Origin of the sequence: Vibrio sp. A8-1, from assembly GCF_013048685.1 — a bacterium.
GTDB lineage: Bacteria > Pseudomonadota > Gammaproteobacteria > Enterobacterales > Vibrionaceae > Vibrio > Vibrio metschnikovii.
In genome coordinates this window covers 1-19170 of the sequence record NZ_VHTC01000016.1, presented here as the reverse complement: position 1 = coordinate 19170, position 19170 = coordinate 1, and the positions used below count along the sequence as shown (strand labels likewise).

The window sequence follows — 19170 nt, the reverse complement described above, 5'->3', positions numbered from 1 at the left end:
GGCAATGTTTAAGGATCTATCAGTAAAAATTAAGCTCAGCCTACTCATTGGTTTGTTAGGTGTTTTATTAATCGGTGTTGGTTCGGCGGGCTTATATGGCATGAGTAAAATGGTTGATGGATTGAGAAGTGTTTATCTTGATCGAACCATTCCGATTGGTCAGTTAAACGATATTAAAGTTCGTTTCTTACAAAATCGGATTGCGATGGCATTTGCTCAGTTGTATCCCGATGATGAGAATATCAACGCTCAAGTCAAGAACGTAGAAGATAACTTAAAAGTGATTGATCAAATCTGGTCTCGATACATCACGACGACGTTAACCGAGGAAGAAGCTCGGTTGGTCAATCAGTTTCAGCGCGACAATAAAATCTTCATTGAGCAAGCCATTGAACCGACATTGATTGCATTAAGAATGGGGGATATTGCAACTGCCACCTCATTGGCATTGGAAAGGGTTCGACCTTTATACCCCCCCGTTGCTCAGTCTTTGGACCTATTGGTTGATTTGCAAATTCAAGAAGCAGCAGCGGAATATAATAGAGAAAGTACATTGTATGAAACGCTACGTTTGGTCTCCATCTCTTCGATAGCGGTTGGACTGATTTTGGCTTTCAGTTTCGGAATTGCTTTAATTCGGGGAATTTGTGGCCCATTAGAAAAAGCGGTCCATCTATCTCAAGAGTTGGCGAAGGGCAACTTAACCACCAAGCTAGAAGCAACCAGTAAAGATGAAATGGGGCGTTTGCTTGATTCCATGCAGCAAATGGTTCGTAAGCTATCTAGTATTGTCGGTGAAGTGAATGGGGCAAGTAATGCATTGGCTTCTGCGTCAGAGCAAGTCTCAGCGACGGCGCAAAACTTAAGTCAGGGTGCGAGTGAACAAGCGGCGAGTGTTGAAGAAACCACCTCTTCAATTGAAGAAATGTCAGCCTCTATTGCCCAAAATACTGAAAATGCCAAAGTAACCAACGGGATTGCCAGTAAAGCGGCTTTAGAAGCCCAAGAAGGCGGCAACGCGGTGGGCAAAACAGTGGCCGCAATGAAGTCAATAGCAGAAAAAATCAGCATTATCGACGACATCGCTTATCAAACCAACTTGCTGGCTTTGAATGCAGCGATTGAAGCGGCTCGGGCTGGTGACCACGGTAAAGGATTTGCTGTTGTGGCGGCAGAAGTAAGAAAACTTGCCGAGCGCAGCCAAGTGGCTTCGCAAGAGATTGGTGAAGTGGCGAAAAATAGCGTTGCCTTGGCAGAGCAAGCCGGAAGTTTGTTAGAAGAGATTGTCCCTTCGATCCAAAAGACCGCTGATCTGGTACAAGAAATCAACGCGGCATCTATGGAGCAAGCCACTGGTGCATCACAAATTAATCAAGCGATGGAACAACTCAATAGTGTCACGCAACAAAGTGCATCAGCATCCGAAGAGTTAGCCTCCACGTCCGAAGAAATGAGTAGCCAAGCTCAGCAGTTACAACAATTGATGACCTTCTTTAAGACCGATGAGCGACAAGTGAAATTGGCGAGTAAAAAACAGCAACCCTCTGCCAAATCATCGCCTGAAGCCTCAAGAGTCACTCAAGACGATGATGATTCGGACTATGTACGTTTTTAGGAGAATCGTATGATGGGACAGTTAGCGACACCCAACTTGGCAACCAGTATCAACGATCAGCAATATTTAACCTTTCTGTTGAACGGAGAGATGTATGCGTTTGCGATACTTAATGTCAAAGAGATCCTCGAATACGGAAAAGTAACCCCGATCCCTCGTATGCCTAAATTCATTCAAGGGGTGATCAACTTACGTGGTGAAGTGGTTCCAGTGATTAATTTGGCACATCGCTTTCAAATTGAGGCTCGCGCGATCACGAAACGAACCTGTATTGTGATTATTGAAGTCGATACCGATGATCAGCGCCAAGATTTAGGGGTGCTGGTGGATAGCGTGTCAGAGGTGATTGATATTCCGATGAGCGATATTCGTGCTGCGCCGGCTTTTAGTTGTCAGATACGGACAGATTTTATCCGCGCGATGGCTCAGTTACAGGATAACTTTGTCATCATTCTCGCGGAAGATAAAGTGCTATCGGTTGATGAGCTCGCTATGGTTGATAAAGTAGCCAAGGAACTCGGTAAGAGCTAAGAGGTGTAAGATGTCTTTTCTTGAATCTGTGTATACAGAATGTCAGCCACAGCTATCGGACGAGACATTCATTCGTTACCAACGCTGGTTATATGAAAAAGCGGGGATTTCCCTTAACGTAACGAAAAAATCCTTGGTCATTGGGCGTCTTAATGTTCGCTTACATCAACTTGGCTTAAAAAGCTTTGATGCTTATTTTGATTTTTTTGCTTTAGCACCGGATAGTGCTGATAAAAAAGCAGAGCAACAGGTGGTGATTGATTTACTCACCACCAATGAAACGTACTTTTTTCGCGAAGAGGCACATTTCACTTTCGTACAACAAGAGGTGATCCCCAACTATTATCCCCAAACACTGCGTTGCTGGAGTGCGGCAAGCTCATCAGGGGAAGAAGCTTACTCTCTGGCGATGCTATTAATGGATAACAATCCACGACCTTGGCAGATAGTGGCGACCGACATCAACAGCCGAGTTCTCGCACAAGCGAGTAGCGGAATTTATCCCTTATCTCGCAGTAGTAATATTCCGTTGCACTATTTACAAAAATATTGCCGTAAAGGCGTCGGAGCGAAAGCCAATACATTCAAAGTGATTCGTTCTTTACGTGATCGGGTCACTTTTCAGCAGGCTAATTTGCAAGAGAGCTTGGCTCGATTTGGACATTTTGATCTGATTTTTCTGCGTAACGTGATGATCTACTTTGACGCAGCGTCGAAACAAAAAGTGATTGATAATATTCAGCGTCAGCTTAATCCAGGCGGTTACCTGTTGATTGGTCATGCAGAAACGTTGCAGTCGATGAAAGCGCCATTAAAGTTAATCAGTCCGTCGATTTATCAAAAACTATAAGAAATCAAGATGCTAGTGGTTAACTATACTTTAACGTTGATGATTGCTCTCCTCCTTTGCCTCAATAGGGAAGGTTAATGACAAATAAGAAAATACAAGTCCTGATTGTTGATGATTCAGCGGTCGTCAGGCAAGTGCTTAGCCAAATATTAGTTGAACAACCAGATATCGATTTGCTTCCTGCGGCGGCAGACCCGCTATTTGCCATGAAACGGATGGAAAAAAACTGGCCAGATGTGATTATTTTGGATGTCGAAATGCCGCGTATGGATGGCATTACCTTCTTGAAAAAAATCATGGCTGAGCGACCAACACCGGTAATTATCTGTTCAACATTAACCGAAAAAGGCGCTCAAGTGACCTTAGAGGCATTACAAGCTGGTGCCGTTACGATCATTACTAAACCCAAAATGGGCTTAAAAGATTTTTTAGAAGATAGCGCCAATCAAGTGCTGCAAGCGGTAAGGGGAGCCGCGAAGGCGAAAGTTAAAAATTTGTTCAATGCTTCAGCATCTCACTCTGAAAAATCATTATCCACGGAACATAAATTTCAGACTCAGCCAGCAGCTTCATTACCGATCAATTCATTATTGAGCAGTGAAAAAATCGTCGTCATCGGCACTTCGACAGGCGGAACACAAGCCTTGGAATACGTTTTAACCCATTTACCGAAACACGCGCCGGGGATTGTGATTGTCCAACATATGCCTGAAAAGTTTACCGCAATGTTTGCTGAGCGCCTCAATTCATTGAGTCAGATGACGGTCAGTGAAGCCAAAAGTGGCGATCGAGTGCTGCCTGGTATCGCATTGATTGCTCCTGGAGGAAAACACACTAAGTTGTTGCGCAGTGGTGCTCAATACAAAGTCGAGGTGTTTGATGGACCTTTAGTCAATCGACATAAACCGGCTGTCGATGTGTTATTTCGTTCCGCAGCTCAGCAGGCCGGAAGCAATGTACTCGGGATCATCATGACTGGCATGGGCGATGATGGAGCCAGAGGGTTAAAAGCGATGTTTGACCATGGTGCGTCAACCGTCGCGCAAGATGAAGCCAGTTGTGTCGTCTTTGGTATGCCGAAAGAGGCGATTGCCCTTGGTGCGGTGCAGACCATTTGTCCTTTATCCGCCATTCCTAAACAAATTCTGCGTTTTACTCAGCACATCAAGTGATCGTGCTTCCTCGGGGCTGTTGACATAATCTCATCGTTATCGAACCTCATGAGGCATAATTGACTCGCCGCCGACTTATAACGTCAGTCTTTTGAGGCTTATTATCTCTGTCCGCGTTGGCTACCTTTACATTGTTTACGCTTATAATCGCAGCCAGAGCAGATTTTCATTGAAAATACAGTTGATAATGAGAGCCTTTATCAATAACATGTCAGCATTCTCATGTGGTAATTGATGACAACGATGAATTTAACCAAACCTAGCCTAATCTTATTTTCAGCGCTAAGCGTGTTAGCGGCGCATGCCAGTGTGCTGGATGATGCAAAAACAATCCAAAAAACCACCAATCGCGCTTCAGCGATGAGTCAGCAGAACGTCGATAAAAGTGCAGAAGCAACCTTATCTCTTCAAGCGGACATTGAGCGATTAAATGAAGAAGTGAAAAATTTAACCATTTATCGTGATCATTTACTCTCGCTAGTAGCCAGTCAGGAAAGTGAAATGACGAGTTTAGATGAGCAGATCATTGAGGTTCATCAGACTCGTCAGGGGATTGTGCCTTTGATGTATCAAATGATCGATGGTTTAGATGTTTTAATCAGTGAAGATAAACCCTTACGTCTTTCCGCTCGCCAAGAGCGCCTTGAGCGACTCAAAGAGTTAATGCCACGCTCCGATGTGAGTGATGCTGAGAAATATCGCCGAATTCTTGAAGCGTATCAAATCGAGATGGATTACGGCACGAAATTAGGGGTTTACCAAGATCGAATCACCTTAGCTGATAAAGAAACGATTGAAGCGGATATTCTTTATGTCGGCCGAGTTTCATTATTAGCACGCAATCGTAATGGATCGCGCTATTGGTCTTGGGATCAAAAACAAGGACAGTGGCAAGCATTATCGATGAAATCGAAAGGGGATATTGACACCGCTTATCAACTTGCCTATCAACAAATTGCCCCGACACTGCTTTATCTACCGGTTTCTCTTACTCCAGCGGAGGCAAAATAATGATCACTAAATATGGCTTTGTCGCATGGAGTTTAAGTCTGTTATTACTCACTCCAGCTTATGCAAGTGGTGGTTTGACCGAACAAGCACACAATGAGAGTCGAGTACAACGCAATCATAATGTTCAGCGTGAAGCAACATTTCAAAAAACGGAACAGCAATTACGCGATGAAAAAAAGGCTCTGATGGCGCAAAGAGATCGCTTACAAGCAGAAGCCGATAAGCTGTCTACCCGTTTTAGCCAAAATGAAAATAGTCTTGCTCGTCTAGAAGAAAAGCTGCGTTTGGAAACCGGCAGTTTAGGTGAAATTTTTGGTGTCGTTCGACAAAACGGAAAAGAGTTACAAGCGACACTAAGTGATTCTGTAACGGGGGTTGATCGTCAGCAGTACGCTCCAGTGGTTGATCAGATTGTCGCAGCACAATCCTTACCTTCGATGAAGCAACTGATTGGTTTATGGCAGGCAATGCAAGAGCAAGTGATTGCCAGTGGCGAAATCAGCACGAATACGATTGCTTTCATTGATGGTGAAGGCAGAACCCAACAAGTGGATGCGGTTAGACTTGGTGCGATGGCTTTAGTCACTGAGCAAGGTTACGTCAGTTGGAATAATCGCCGTCAAGACGCGGTCGCTTATCAACAGCAGCCCGCTCAAGGTGCGCGTTTCTCTTCATTAACCGATCTTAAACAAGGAGAAATGCAATCGCTGGTATTGGATCCTTCACAAGGTCTTCTATTTGAACAGCTTGCGTTAACTCCAACATTAAAGCAACGCCTTGATGCCGGTGGCGTGATCGGCAATATCATCTTGGTATTACTAGCGATTGGCCTAGGGATCGCTGTTTATCGAGGCATCGTTTTAGCGATGGCTCGACAACGCATTCAACAGCAACTTAAGCAATCTGAGCCAAGCAGTAATAACCCGTTGGGCCGAGTATTATCAGTTTATGACAAAGAGCAAAACCGCAGTGTTGAAGCGCTAGAACTGCGTTTGCTGGAAGCGGTGGTTGATGAACAAGCTGGTTTAGAAAAAGGACTGTCGATGCTGAAGCTTTTTGCGGCCTTAGCACCGATGCTTGGACTCCTTGGTACCGTTACCGGAATGATTGAGACTTTCCAAGTGATCACGCAATTTGGTAATGGCGATCCTAAAGTCATGGCGGGAGGGATCTCGATGGCGTTGGTGACGACAGTATTGGGTCTAGTCGCGGCAATGCCTCTATTGCTGGCTCATAATATCTTAAGCTCTCAAGCAGAAACGATTCGTACCATCTTAGAGAAGCAAGGGATTGGGCTTGTTGCTGAACAAGCAGAACGTGAGTCTCTAGCGGCGAATACTAAAAAAGCCGTCAACCACGCAGCGGCGTAAGGGATGAACATGAATCAAGCAGATGGGTTATTTTCATTGCAAAAGCTCTTTCTGCCCCTTTCCGAGTTTATGGCTCAGGGTGGAACAGTACTCTGGTGGCTGGCCGCGGTGGTCGCGGTCTGCTGGTTGCTAGTGATAGAACGGATAATGTACTTATTATTTACCTTTCCTAAGCAGCGTAAGCAGTGGATTGAACAATGGCATGCGCGTGACGATCATCATTCATGGCATGCGCAAGCGATTCGTTCAGGATGGTTGGGTCAAGCACACATTCAACTTACTCAATACCTTAATTTAATTAAAGTATTGGTGGCCATTTTTCCGATGTTAGGTTTACTCGGTACGGTCACGGGGATGATTTCGGTGTTTGATGTGATGGCGACTCAAGGCAGCAGTAATCCCAAATTGATGGCGTCGGGAATCTCTTTAGCGACGATTCCGACCATGGCAGGCATGGTCGCTGCTTTAGCGGGGATGTTTGTTTATGCTCGGTTGGCGAAAACGTGCCGTTTATATGAATTGAAGTTAGAAAAATCCTTAAGGAGTCAGCGATGAGACTGGGCCGACGTTCGTCCAATCAAGATGAAGCACAAATCGATTTAACCTCGATGTTGGATATTGTGTTTATTATGTTGATTTTCTTTATCGTAACCAGCTCATTTGTCCGTGAATCTGGTGTTGAGGTGAATCGTCCATCCGCCTCGAATGTAACGGCACAGAAAGATGCGGGTATTTTTGTTGCGATTACCTCAGCAAACGATATTTATATCGATAAAAGGCAAATTGATGTTGAAAGAGTACAGGCGACATTAGAGCACCTGTTATTAGAGCAGCCCGATGCGGCTTTGGTTATTCAAGCTGATGAGCATGCTTACAATGGAACCGTTGTCAAAGTGATGGACGCGGCGAAAGGGGCGGGTGTAAAAAGCATTGCATTGGCGGCGGAGAAGCGCTGATGCTACGTTTATTGCTAGCTACGCCTTTTGCGGCTTTGATTTCAGTGAGCTTATTTTCATTCATGGCTTGGATGATCAATAACGATGGCTTGCGCTCACCGACGCAAAATAACGCTCTCAGCTTTACCATGGTAATGGTTGAGCAAGAGCAAGAGGTGCAGCGCCGACAACGCGCTGTGCCTGAACAGCCTAAAGCGCCACAGCCTCCGCCACAATCTCCAGTGTCTAAGCAACAGAGTTCAGTGACCAATACGTTAACCTCAACATCGGTTCCCACACTTGGGCTTGATACGGCGATTAACGGCATTGCGATCAATGTGCCTACTCTTGGTGATTTTGGGGCTAATCAGCAGGCTTTGCCACTATATCGTGTTGAACCCAATTATCCAGCACGTGCTTTAAAACGTAATGTTGAAGGCTATGTTCTACTGCGTTTTACGATTGATGAAACCGGCCGCCCAACGGATATTGAGGTGGTGGACGCCAATCCGCGGCGAATGTTTGAGCGTGAAGCGATACAAGCCTTACGGAGTTGGAAATATCAGCCTAAATTGCTGGATGGGCATGCGGTTTCTCAACCCGGTCAAACGATTAAATTGGAGTTTAAGTTAACCAAATGATCAGACGATGGATAGTTTACTTATTGCTGATTGGTTCTACTTCTTCTTTTGCGGTAGAACTCAGCCCTTATGCGGCGAATAAAGCGCTGCAAGCGAATCAACTCGCTCAAGAAGAGCGTTTTGCCGAAGCGATCGAACTATTAAGAGAAACCAAAGTAAGCCGAGGATACGATAAAGCGTATTTTGACCGTATGCTGGGGGTTTTTTATTGGCAAAATGAGCAGCTTTCTTTGGCGATACGTTCGTTGACGGAGGCGGTGAATAGTGGTGAGTTGGTTGATGAGCAAGGCTGGGCAACTCGTCGAATGTTGGCTGATTTATTACTTATGGATCAACAATATCAATCCGCCTTACCGCATTACTATCAACTCGTAAAAGAAGTGATCAAAGACGGTAATGAAAAGCAAACCACTAGCGAATTATGGTTGAGGATTAGCCAAGTTCATTATCAATTGCAGCAATGGGCCAAGACATTATCGTCGATTGATCGCTATGAGCAACTAACGTCAATCGATGAGGTGACACCACTATCGCTGAAACTTGGTGCTCAACTGCAGCTCGAACGATGGCAGCCAGCGATTTTAACCTTAAAGCGCTTGATTGCTTTAGAAAGTGACAAGAGCAGTTGGTGGCTACAATTGGTGAGTTTGGAGTTACGTACCGGACAACCGAAAGAAGCCTTGAGTAGCTTGGGCTTAGCCAAGTTACACGGCATTGAGCTCAATCAGCAAGAGTTAAGATTGCTTGCTCAACTGTACGCCCAAAACGGAATTCCTGAGCGAGCGGCTCAAATTCTTGGTTCAATAGAGAATGCTGACAGTGATCTTGATTTGATCACCGAGCGAGCTTCTTATTGGCAACGAGCCAAAGAGTGGGATAGGGCGATTGAAACTTGGTCTTTAGCCGCGCAATTTGACGCTAAGTACTATTGGAACGTCTCATTACTTTATAATCAGCAAGGCGAATATCGGCAAGCTTTAAGCGCACTGGATAAAGTCACTGATAAAGCGCGTCAACCTGAGGTCGCTTTAGCCCGTGCCCGTGCCCTGTATAAGTTAAATCGACTCGATGATGCGTTAGCTCAAGCCAAAAGAGCTCAACATTTACAACCTTCCAATAATGAAGCTCAAGGCTGGATTAACTATTTAACCCAGTTGCGTGAAATTAACTCAAGGCCCCAAGCCTCTTAAGCTTCTACTGATCTTATCACTACTTTGCTCTCCATCTATTCTACCGTGAGTGTCATTGGATTTTATGATGAGCTTTAGGTTAGATGGGGAGTGAATCTTGTGTATGTAGGGTATCAATTAGTGTGAAATACCTCGCTAGTTCTCCTTTGTTATTGCTCAAATAGACGCTGATATCGGCATACTTACTCATCTTTAAATCAGATGCTTAGTGCATCATTAGAGTGAACATTTGAGGATAAGTGATGTCATATAAAATCTCGTTAATTACCGCCTCGCTACTACTTATTGCGCCAACTATAACGCCAGTTTGGTCAGCCGATTATCAACCGTTACCGATTGTCTATGCAAAAGAATATCGTCAAGGGATTGAGTTAGGTGATTATTGGCAAAGTGAAAAATTGGATGGTATTCGTGCGATTTGGGATGGGCAACAACTCACCACTCGTAATGGCTACCCGATCCATGCGCCTTCATGGTTTACCGAACCGCTGCCCAGCTACCCGTTAGAAGGTGAATTGTGGGCGGGACGCGAGCAGTTTTCCCTGGTTCAGCAAACCGTATTGGATAGACAGCCTTCGGATGTTGCTTGGCAAAAAATCAATTTCATGTTGTTTGATGTGCCCGAAATGGAAGGTGATTTTCGGATACGATACCAACATTTAATTGAGATAACGACGAATATCGGCGCGAAACACATTCAGTACATCGTCCATCAGCCGATTGAATCCGAGCAGACGTTGTTTGTTGATCTTGAAACTCTGTTTACTTTGGGGGGCGAAGGGTTAATGCTACGAAGAGTTGCTGCCGATTATCAAGCTGGGCGCAGCGATGATCTCCTCAAGTTAAAAAAACACCAAGATGCCGAAGCCCAAGTGATTGGTTATCGACCAGGAAAAGGCAAATATACCGATATGGTCGGTGCTCTGATTGTGCGAACGGATGACGGTATTGAATTTGCGATTGGCAGTGGTTTAACGGATCGATTACGCCAAACTCCACCTGAAATAGGCTGTTTAATTACTTATCAATATAATGGTTATACCGATTCAGGCATCCCTCGTTTTGCTCGTTTTATGCGTAATCGAGACGTTATATGTTAGCGGCCGACGCTGACTGAACAGCGTTGAAATAATTGCTGCCAATAGTGTACGTGTAATGCAAGGGCATCACGAAATTGTTGGTGGCTATCTTGCACGGTAAAGTGGCTCTTCATATTATCGTTGGATTCAAAAATGATTAAGAACTCTTCTAATTGAAGATAGACACTATCAATCCGAGTTAATGCTGGCTGAATTTGTTGAATATAATAACGGTTGAAGACATTTTGTAAGTAATGAAGACGAGTACGATCTTGGTTTGGACCGCATAAGATCGCGCTATCGTTATCTTGTAATTGCCGAGTCGTCGTCTTAAGCCAACGCGTTGCATTGTCTAATGAAAACTTGAGTGAACCTAAAATTCGCTGTTTTTCAAGCACCTCTTGATAAGGGGTAATCGTTGTATCGGGTAAGCTTTGCTCAAGTACTAGACGTTGATAAACGGTAGTAAAGGTTTTTAACGCTTGAGTGAGTGCACTGAGTTCGATGTTATCGGCTAACCACGAATGGCTGGTGAGCTGTGCGCGCATCGCCACGCTGGTATAGAGTAAGTTATACCAATGTTTATGAAGATCTTGCCCTTTAAGTTCTGCCATCGTTTTTAGTTGTGTACTGACGCTTTCAGAAAGCGAGTTTATTTGCAAACAGTGTTCGATGCCGTTTAATAACTGTATCTCGTAGTCAAAACCACGAAATTCATCTTGGACTCGGCCAAGGGAGGAGTTTCTTTGGGCAATGAGTTGAAAAAGCTGACATTTTCTTAGTTCATAACTATCAAGCAAGCCTAAAGTCAGTGGCGTGATCGTCAACTCAATGTTTCGTTTGTCCGGTAAAGTTTGCGATAACCTTTTGGGATTTGCCAACCGCTCGGCTTGTTGAACGTTGGCAATTCGTGTTAAGTAGGTAGAGAAATCACTCTCAAGTGATTGATTAGAGGTATCGCAACCAGTGAGTAAGATCATTAAGGTAATCACACACAGTAACGGTGTGAATGTTTTATTGCTTTTTATCGACCAAACATGGTACTGATCCACGGACTTCCCCTACCGAAACCATCTCTATCCATATACGCAAAATAAAAAAGCCAAGTTCAGTCAGAGTCATCACTTGGCCTTGATTGTTGCTACTTTAAACTACCGTGTCTTTGGCTACTTAGCAGCAAATTGCATTTGTACTTCTTCATCTTGGGTTTGCATCCAATATAAACGTAAACCAAGCATGAAAGCCGCAGAGCTTAAGCCAACAATAAAGCCAATCCAGAAACCACTTGCGCCCATTGGCTCAACAATCCAGTCGGTCATGGCTAACACATAGCCGGTCGGTAAGCCTAAAATCCAATACGCAATGAAGGTACGATTAAAAATCGCCGCCATATCTTTGTAACCACGTAAAGCGCCTGCAGCAACCACCTGAATAGCATCGACACATTGATAAATACCAGCCAGAATCAGTAGCTGCATCGCAAGGGTAATGACTTCGGAATTGTTGGTGTATAGCAAAGCAATCTCTTGTCGAAAGATCAGGGTAAAAGTCGCTGTCAACAAAGAAGCGGCGACACCGACCATTAGCCCTACATTAGAGGCAACGGCAGCACCAGGTAGGTTATGTTGACCAATGGTATGCCCGACACGGATCGATACGGCAGCACCAATACTCATCGGGATCACAAATACCAATGAAGAAAAACTTAACGCGACCTGATGTGCTGCGACCACCAAAGAGCCAAGCGGGGCAACTAACAAAGCCACCGCGGCAAAAAGCGTTACTTCAAAAAATAATGCCGCAGCAACAGGAAAGCCTAACTTAAACAAGCGCAGTTGTGCTTTTAGTTTCGGCGGATGAAATTGCGCAAATAAGTTAATGTGGGCTAAACGGTTCGATGTGACGACATAAGCCAGTAACATCAAAAACATAATCCAGTAGACGATGGTGGTCGCAACACCACATCCCACACCGCCAAGAGCCGGTGCACCAAATTTTCCATACACAAAGATCCAGTTTAGTGGAATATTCAATAATAACCCGAGGAAACCGATGACCATAGCAGGTTTAGTTAATGACATTCCATCAGTGAAACTGCGTAAGGTTTGAAATAACAAAAAGGCGGGAACGGCAAACATAACGGCAAACATATAACCAATGGTTTTTTGTGCCATCAACTCTTCAACGTCCATAAAACCTAAAATGATTTTGGTTTGAAATAAGACCAAAATGATCGGTAGCGACACCCATAACGCTAATATCGCGCCTTGCTGAATTTCAAAAGCGATCTGTTCTTTACGCCCAGAACCATTAAGTTGAGCGACAATCGGCACTAATGCCATTAGTAAGCCGATACCAAATAAGATAGAAGGCAGCCAAATACTCGCTGCAATGGACACCGCAGCCATATCTGTCGCACTCACGCCACCAGCCATCACCGTATCAACAAATCCCATCCCTGTTTGGGCAATCGAGGCAATGAGTACAGGGGTGGCGAGTTTAACTAACGTTGAGGCTTCTTGTTTATAACGTTGCACACACTTCTCCAGAAAAAGGAAAATCTAGGTCAAATAGTGACTCAAGAGAATAAAAAGGGGGGTACTTTCGAGTACGTAGGGTCTAGAGAGAATGATAAAGAAATGTCACACTAAGCACCACGAAAATCTACCGGAATCACATTATGTTTACAGGTATTGTACAAGGGACAGCAAAACTTGTCGCTATGGATAAAAAAGCGCAATTTCAAACTCATATTATTGAGCTTCCAGAGCCGCTGTCTACGGGCTTAACCATAGGCGCTTCGGTTGCACATAATGGTTGCTGTTTGACGGTGACGAATATTGATGGTCACCGAGTCTCTTTTGATTTAATGCAAGAAACTCTACGCTTAACTAATTTAGGGCAACTGAAATTAGGCGATAGGGTGAATATTGAACGAGCCGCTAAATTTGGCGATGAAATTGGTGGCCATTCAATGTCGGGGCATATTATCCATATGGCAACATTAATTGATATCATCGACTCTGATCATAACAAAACATTGTGGTTTGAAGTCCCGGAATCACTAATGAAATATGTACTTCCTAAAGGATATATCGGTCTTGATGGTTGCTCATTAACGATTGGTCAAGTGGAAGCTAACCGTTTCAATGTCCATCTTATCCCTGAAACGTTACAGCGAACGCTGTTCGGAACCCGTGAGGTTGGCGATAAAATTAATCTTGAAATTGATCCACAGACGCAAGCGATTGTGGATACTGTTGAGCGCGTATTGGCTACAAAATCTTAGTCATTAATGTTAAGGACGTGTTGAAGGTCACGCCCTTAAGCAAGGTAAAGCCACTCGATTAAAAAATCTGCTCGTCATCAGCATCAATATAAAGATCAATGCAATCTTGCTGTTCGTTAACTTGCATATTAAGGTGAATAGCATGGCAGCACGCAGGACAATCATCATAAAAATCTTGGCTGCCATTACTGGAATCTAAAGTGATGCGAATGGTGTGCCCACAGTGTGGGCACAGTACCGCTCTCTCCGTAAAATTCTTCATATCGCTTTCCTTACTGTTACTCTCACACCGTTAATCTTAGCCAGTAAAGTTGCTTAAAACAGAAAATTAAGTGCAAAGTTTGCTCTCATCGAGACTTCTTTATCTAAGAAGGATTCTGAGTATATAAAATCATCGTTGATGTGCTAAACCTATAAGTAGGTCGTTAAACAATAAGATGGTTATTATGGATCTATTTGCTGATTATCGTTCCCAAGACAATTCCGGTGCCGAGAAAAAAAGCCCGATTACGGCAAGCATAAAGCCTTGGCAAGTATTGCTGGTCGATGATGATGAGCAAATCCATCAGATCACGCAAATCGCTTTGTCCGGTTTTACGTTTCAATGCAGAAAGTTAGAGCTACTTTCTGCATTATCGGCTAAAGAAGCGAAGCAGGTTCTTCAAGATAACCCAGACATCGCTCTAGCGCTGATTGATGTTGTTATGGAGACAGAGCACGCGGGGTTGGATTTGGTGGAGTACATTCGCCGAGAATGCAGTAATAAAAATATCCGCTTAGTGTTACGTACTGGGCAAGCAGGACAAGCGCCAGAAGATAAAGTCATTCAGCAATATGAGATTGATGACTATAAAGAAAAAACCGAATTAACGACTCAAAAATTGCGTACTTTAATGTATTCGATGCTGCGTTCTTATCGCGATTTATGCTTAATCGAAGAACAAAAACAGGGATTAAAGCGAGTGATTCAAGCATCGGCACAAGTACAAAATACCACAACATTAAAAGCGTATGCCGAATCGGTTCTTCATCAGCTTACGTCACTATTAAAGTTACCTGCTTCTGGTTTTTATTGCGTGGTGCGTCCGAAAGCCGACGGTACCGCAACTTATGCGTTAACTCTAGCGGCGATAGGTGGGTTTGTTGATCTCTCTAGTGAATGTGATTTTTCACATTTACCCGATGAAGTCGCACGGCGATGTCAGCAAGTATTAAATAACCAACGTTCTGAAAATTTTCATGACGCGGCTATTCTTTATATGCTCGATAGTCGAGGGGCTGAAAACTTATTATATATCAACTTATTAGAAGAGTTGAGAGAAGCGGATGCTCAGTTGCTCGAAATCTATATGCAAAATATTGCGCTGACTTTTAATAACCTGAATTTACAGCTTGATTTACGAGAAACGTCCAAAGAGTTGGTTTACAACCTAGCTAATGCGGTAGAAGCAAGAAGTAAAGAAACGGGCGCACACGTACAGCGTGTTTCACTGATTGCTGAAAAATTGGCCGATCTGTGTGGCTTGCCCGAGCAGGAGGTGTACATGATAAAAAATGGTTCACCACTGCATGATGTAGGCAAAGTCGCAATACCGGATAGTATTTTGCATAAACCAGGTAAATTAACGGCTGATGAATGGGAAATCATGAAAAAGCACGTTGACTATGGTGTTGAAATACTGAGTAAATCCAATCGTCCACTGATTGTGAAGGCAAAAGAAATTGCAGGTAGTCATCATGAAAAATGGGATGGCAGCGGTTATCCAAATGGATTGGCTGGAGAGCAGATACCCGTCAGTGGCCGTATCACCGCGTTAGCGGATGTGTTTGATGCTTTAGGATCTAAACGTAGTTATAAAGAGCCTTGGTCAGAAGATGATATAAAAAATGAATTAATCAGCCAAAATGGTAAACATTTCGACCCGACTTTAGTTAATTTATTAATTGAAAATTGGGGATATTTTATCGCTATTCGTGAACAGCACCCAGATTAAGTTTCTTTACTTATTAAGCGTAGGTGTTGTTATGAGTGTTTTAATGGATTTCAATCGATTTTTTATATGTTCATCATTTATTTTCTTTCCTCTTTTATTTTCTATTCATGCAGAAGAGAAAGAACACTCTAGGAGTGAAATTATTGCTCATTTGGGTGAGCTTCCGGGATTAATTAATGCTGATGGTAGTGGGCCTTTTGTTGACTTTGTTCGAAGAATAGATGAATTAGATCCTGATATTAAGATTAATATTTATGTTTATCCTATACATAGAGCATTATATGGGATCATTAATGGTAGTGCAAACTTTGCATTACCAGCAATTAGAACAGATGATCCAGAAAAAAAATTACCGTTCCGCTTTAGTAGTAAAACATTTGGACTTGTCACTCATGTCCTCTACACTAATAAGAATAAACCATTCACCTCAGAACAATTGTGGAGTCAACCAAATAATTATACTATTGAAGCTGTTCCTGAATATATGCCTTTTAATGTATCTCGCTCAAGTAGTATTAATAGTTCTTTATTGAAACTATCAATGGGACGCATTGATGGTTTTGTATGGGCGCAAGAAGAAGCTGATATTGCTTTAAGGCAATTAGATTTGGAAAATATCCATAGGCAATTTTTCTATGACTTTGAAGATGTTTTTATTATTCCTAAAGGTAATAAAGGTGATTGGATTGATGATTATTTAACAAGAATGATTGATAAACTTAAAGAAAGTGGTGAGTTAGAGGCTATTTATAAAAAGATCCATCTACCTTATGATGATTGGCAGTTTTAATACTTAAATGTCTTAAAATATACGATTAGAGAGAATATAGGATATGAAGAGAGAAATAATAAAAGTATTAATATTATTTTCTGGTATAACTTTATCCATATCCACAATGGCGCAAGTAAGAACGTCACTTTCAGTCTGTGGTGATGGTGGAAGTTGGCCACCTTATCATTTTGAAAAAGAGAGAAAAGTAATTGGTTATGATATCGATGTGTTAGAGGCGATTTTCTCGCCACTAGGCCTAACGATAACGGTAGATCTACCACCATGGCAACGTTGTTTACGTGAAACAAAATTAGGTCGATATGATATTGCTTTAAGTGCTGCTTATAGTGAAGAGCGGGATAAAGATTATATTTTAACCGATTATTATTATACTCTTCAACCTAGTTATGTATATTCATCAATCAGTTATCCTGAAGGCTTGCCTATCCGAACTGCGCAAGATCTCGATTACTTAAGAACCTGCGGGCTACAGGGGTATAACTATACCGGCTTCGGTGTTGACGATAGTAAGGTTCGTAAAAATGGTAGAACCTTTGATCAGGTCGTGAAAATGTTAGAAGCGAATCGATGTGACGTTTTTCTTGCTCGTCATGAAATATTGGCTGGCTTTAAAGCTTCAGAAGGTATTGATCATCTCGCCAATGGACTAAAATCCGTGAGCATTCCGGGAATTAGCGGTGATAAATTCCACATGCTTATTTCACGCTCGATACCTGATGGTCTAGAGCTTAAATCTATATTTGATCAACATATTAAACAATTACGAGTATCTGGTGAGCTTGATAGAATAATAGGGAAATATATTGAATAATGGTGAATTAATCTGGTTAAAATTGGCCTGATGATTTAACCAGATTTTATTTTTCACAATAATATTTATTTGCTTCCATATGTTATTTTTTTAAACTATTAATTTTTACCATTATCAATAATTAATGGTAGATTTTTAGGTATGCGAATAATAAATTTAACACCATGATTAATCTCAGATTCAAATTTAAGATCACCGTTTAACTTTTGCTTGACCAAGTTGAAGACTAAATTTAACCCTAGGCCTGAACCACCATAACCTCTTTTACTGGTATAGAAAGGTTCAAATATCTTGTGATGTAAATGGGGAGCTACGCCACAACCATTATCTTGATATTCAATTAATACACTATCCTCGATTTCTGATAACTGAATCGAGATTTTTGCATTAGGTTGCTGCTCGAAAGCATGATTGACACTATTGAGTACTAAATTAGTGACAATTTGCGTAATCACACCCGGTAAACTGTTCATTTTTATTGGACCGCTAGGGCTGATAATTTCCGGTTCAACTGGGATTTTCTTAGTCTCGGAATGCAAACTGGCCATTAAAGCATCTAAGGTTTGCACAAGTTCAAACTCACAGCGACTTTCAGATACTTGATCTACCGCAGTTTGTTTGAAATCTCGGATCAATTTTGCCGCTCGATTTAAATTGTTTTCGAGCATTTTACCGCTTGAGGTCATTCTTTGCATTAATTCTGAAAATTCAGTGCTGGTCAACGTTTGATTAGAAAACGCTTGATTGAGTGCTATTGCGGTTTCGTTGATGATGGATGCGGCAGTCACAGAGATACCAAGAGGGGTATTCACTTCATGGGCAACACCGGCAACCAAGCCTCCTAATGCTGATAATTTTTCAGCTTCAATCAGTTGTTTTTGTGTAGCTTTCAATTGCGCCATACTCAGTTCGAGATCGTGAGTTCTAATGGCGACTTGTTGTTCAAGACTTTCATTTAACTCATGCAATTGAAGTTGAGTGTTTTTGAGTGAGGAAATATTTAATGCAGTACCACGAAAACCAATAAAAATCTCATCTTTATAACGTGCGATGGCTTGTAACATCAGATATTGCTTTCCAGAAGCTTGTTCTATAGTGACTTCACAGTGATTAAAATTTCGTTGTTGTTCGAGAGCAATCAATAAGTCATTAGTTTTAGAAAAACAGTCAATGTCATTAAAAGTAGGTTTTTGTTCGAGATCGATTCTTAAGGTATTTATCATGCTTTCTGAGCAATAAATTAATTCTCCTTGTTGATTAGTCTCCCATAGCCAATCTGATGAGACTTGTGTGAAATCAGCCAGTCGTTCTTTTTCTTGTTGGATATTTTGATAGAGCTTAGTGATATTAGCCGTAATACGATTCGCTTCGTAACCAAGAAGATCAAGTTCATCATTTTTTTCCATCACCCATTTATGATTATTTAACTGTAAAGGTAAATCGGGGTGCCTTGGATTGTAGCGGCGTAAATACTCAACGATTTGAAATATTCTCTGGTTAATGCTTGAATGGAAAACTATTAATAATATCCCACACACAAAAAGAGTTTTAAATGCGTTAATCGCTAAAGTCGTTAAAAATTGTTGAAAGAGGGCGGTATAAATTTCTTCTGCATTAGACTCAACATAAATCGTACCAATGGTTTCAAAGCTCTGATCGGGTAGATTGAAATAAACCAATGGATAAGTATCGGTGATTGGATAGTTTTCCACTTTTTCTCCGGCGCTCAATACCGTTTGGACCGACTGTATTTCTAAGTATTACCTGAACTCTGGATAAGAAACTGAGCTGGCAGAGGAACTAATTGCTCGTTCCCCGATCTGATCATTCGACCAAAAGGAACAGATACCTCCAAGGAAAGAGCATGGACAAATTAATTGAAACCTTCT

At 42.3% G+C, this 19170-nt stretch carries 19 protein-coding genes; 15 read left to right on the top strand and 4 right to left on the bottom strand.

Going from position 1 to position 19170, the window contains the following annotated elements; all coding sequences use genetic code 11:
• Positions 1–4 precede the first annotated feature (4 nt).
• The 11 genes from FKN93_RS10230 (at position 5) to FKN93_RS10180 (ending at position 10415) form a co-directional block, all read left to right on the top strand.
• On the top strand, positions 5–1615 hold the full coding sequence (locus FKN93_RS10230) for a methyl-accepting chemotaxis protein (RefSeq protein WP_158143860.1): 1611 nt from the start codon (positions 5–7) through the stop codon (positions 1613–1615).
• Between the two features lie 9 nt (positions 1616–1624).
• Positions 1625–2146 carry a chemotaxis protein CheW gene (locus FKN93_RS10225; protein WP_110166926.1) on the top strand — a complete coding sequence of 174 codons (522 nt, stop codon included), beginning with the start codon at positions 1625–1627 and terminating at the stop codon, positions 2144–2146.
• A 10-nt stretch (positions 2147–2156) separates the two neighbouring features.
• On the top strand, positions 2157–2996 hold the full coding sequence (locus tag FKN93_RS10220; protein ID WP_158138476.1) for a protein-glutamate O-methyltransferase CheR: 840 nt from the start codon (positions 2157–2159) through the stop codon (positions 2994–2996).
• Positions 2997–3073: 77 nt separating this feature from the next.
• Entirely contained in the window at positions 3074–4168 is a 1095-nt protein-coding gene (locus tag FKN93_RS10215; RefSeq protein ID WP_158143861.1) for a chemotaxis response regulator protein-glutamate methylesterase, read from the top strand.
• 243 nt (positions 4169–4411) lie between these two features.
• On the top strand, positions 4412–5179 hold the full coding sequence (locus FKN93_RS10210) for a DUF3450 domain-containing protein (protein WP_170905049.1): 768 nt from the start codon (positions 4412–4414) through the stop codon (positions 5177–5179).
• On the top strand, positions 5179–6549 hold the full coding sequence (locus FKN93_RS10205; RefSeq protein ID WP_170905048.1) for a MotA/TolQ/ExbB proton channel family protein: 1371 nt from the start codon (positions 5179–5181) through the stop codon (positions 6547–6549). The genes FKN93_RS10210 and FKN93_RS10205 overlap by 1 nt, the downstream gene beginning before the upstream one ends.
• Before the next feature lie 9 nt (positions 6550–6558).
• Positions 6559–7104 carry a MotA/TolQ/ExbB proton channel family protein gene (locus FKN93_RS10200; RefSeq protein ID WP_040904289.1) on the top strand — a complete coding sequence of 182 codons (546 nt, stop codon included), beginning with the start codon at positions 6559–6561 and terminating at the stop codon, positions 7102–7104.
• On the top strand, positions 7101–7505 hold the full coding sequence (locus tag FKN93_RS10195; protein ID WP_158138473.1) for a biopolymer transporter ExbD: 405 nt from the start codon (positions 7101–7103) through the stop codon (positions 7503–7505). Before FKN93_RS10200 ends, FKN93_RS10195 begins: the two co-directional genes overlap by 4 nt.
• Positions 7505–8125, top strand: a complete 621-nt coding sequence (locus tag FKN93_RS10190) for an energy transducer TonB (protein WP_170905047.1) — start codon at positions 7505–7507, stop codon at positions 8123–8125. Before FKN93_RS10195 ends, FKN93_RS10190 begins: the two co-directional genes overlap by 1 nt.
• Positions 8122–9315 (top strand): tetratricopeptide repeat protein, encoded by a 1194-nt coding sequence (locus tag FKN93_RS10185; protein WP_170905046.1) that lies wholly within the window; start codon positions 8122–8124, stop codon positions 9313–9315. Before FKN93_RS10190 ends, FKN93_RS10185 begins: the two co-directional genes overlap by 4 nt.
• A gap of 242 nt (positions 9316–9557) precedes the next feature.
• The gene (locus tag FKN93_RS10180; protein ID WP_170905045.1) at positions 9558–10415 is read left to right on the top strand and encodes a DNA ligase; all 858 of its coding nucleotides are present in this window, start codon (positions 9558–9560) and stop codon (positions 10413–10415) included.
• On the opposite strand, the gene FKN93_RS10175 is transcribed toward FKN93_RS10180, so the two are convergent.
• Entirely contained in the window at positions 10412–11446 is a 1035-nt protein-coding gene (locus FKN93_RS10175) for a DUF3080 family protein (protein ID WP_170905044.1), read from the bottom strand. The genes FKN93_RS10180 and FKN93_RS10175 overlap by 4 nt on opposite strands.
• Before the next feature lie 114 nt (positions 11447–11560).
• Positions 11561–12931, bottom strand: a complete 1371-nt coding sequence (locus FKN93_RS10170; protein WP_154168146.1) for an MATE family efflux transporter — start codon at positions 12929–12931, stop codon at positions 11561–11563.
• 143 nt (positions 12932–13074) lie between these two features.
• Between FKN93_RS10170 and FKN93_RS10165 the strand changes: the two genes are divergently transcribed.
• Positions 13075–13683: a riboflavin synthase subunit alpha gene (locus tag FKN93_RS10165; protein WP_170905043.1), complete on the top strand. Its 609-nt coding sequence runs from the start codon at positions 13075–13077 to the stop codon at positions 13681–13683.
• Positions 13684–13741: 58 nt separating this feature from the next.
• Here the strand turns inward: FKN93_RS10165 and FKN93_RS10160 are convergent, their stop codons facing one another.
• Positions 13742–13945: a CPXCG motif-containing cysteine-rich protein gene (locus FKN93_RS10160; protein ID WP_040904293.1), complete on the bottom strand. Its 204-nt coding sequence runs from the start codon at positions 13943–13945 to the stop codon at positions 13742–13744.
• A 184-nt stretch (positions 13946–14129) separates the two neighbouring features.
• On the opposite strand from FKN93_RS10160, the gene FKN93_RS10155 reads away from it, so the two are divergent.
• From FKN93_RS10155 to FKN93_RS10145, 3 genes are read left to right on the top strand one after another with little or no spacing between them, the layout of a single operon-like run.
• The gene (locus FKN93_RS10155; protein ID WP_170905042.1) at positions 14130–15677 is read left to right on the top strand and encodes a DUF3369 domain-containing protein; all 1548 of its coding nucleotides are present in this window, start codon (positions 14130–14132) and stop codon (positions 15675–15677) included.
• 31 nt (positions 15678–15708) lie between these two features.
• On the top strand, positions 15709–16467 hold the full coding sequence (locus FKN93_RS10150) for a transporter substrate-binding domain-containing protein (RefSeq protein ID WP_170905041.1): 759 nt from the start codon (positions 15709–15711) through the stop codon (positions 16465–16467).
• Positions 16468–16510: 43 nt separating this feature from the next.
• Positions 16511–17281 (top strand): transporter substrate-binding domain-containing protein, encoded by a 771-nt coding sequence (locus tag FKN93_RS10145; RefSeq protein WP_170905040.1) that lies wholly within the window; start codon positions 16511–16513, stop codon positions 17279–17281.
• Between the two features lie 98 nt (positions 17282–17379).
• On the opposite strand, the gene FKN93_RS18100 is transcribed toward FKN93_RS10145, so the two are convergent.
• Positions 17380–19032: an ATP-binding protein gene (locus FKN93_RS18100; RefSeq protein WP_346009389.1), complete on the bottom strand. Its 1653-nt coding sequence runs from the start codon at positions 19030–19032 to the stop codon at positions 17380–17382.
• Positions 19033–19170: the final 138 nt, after the last annotated feature.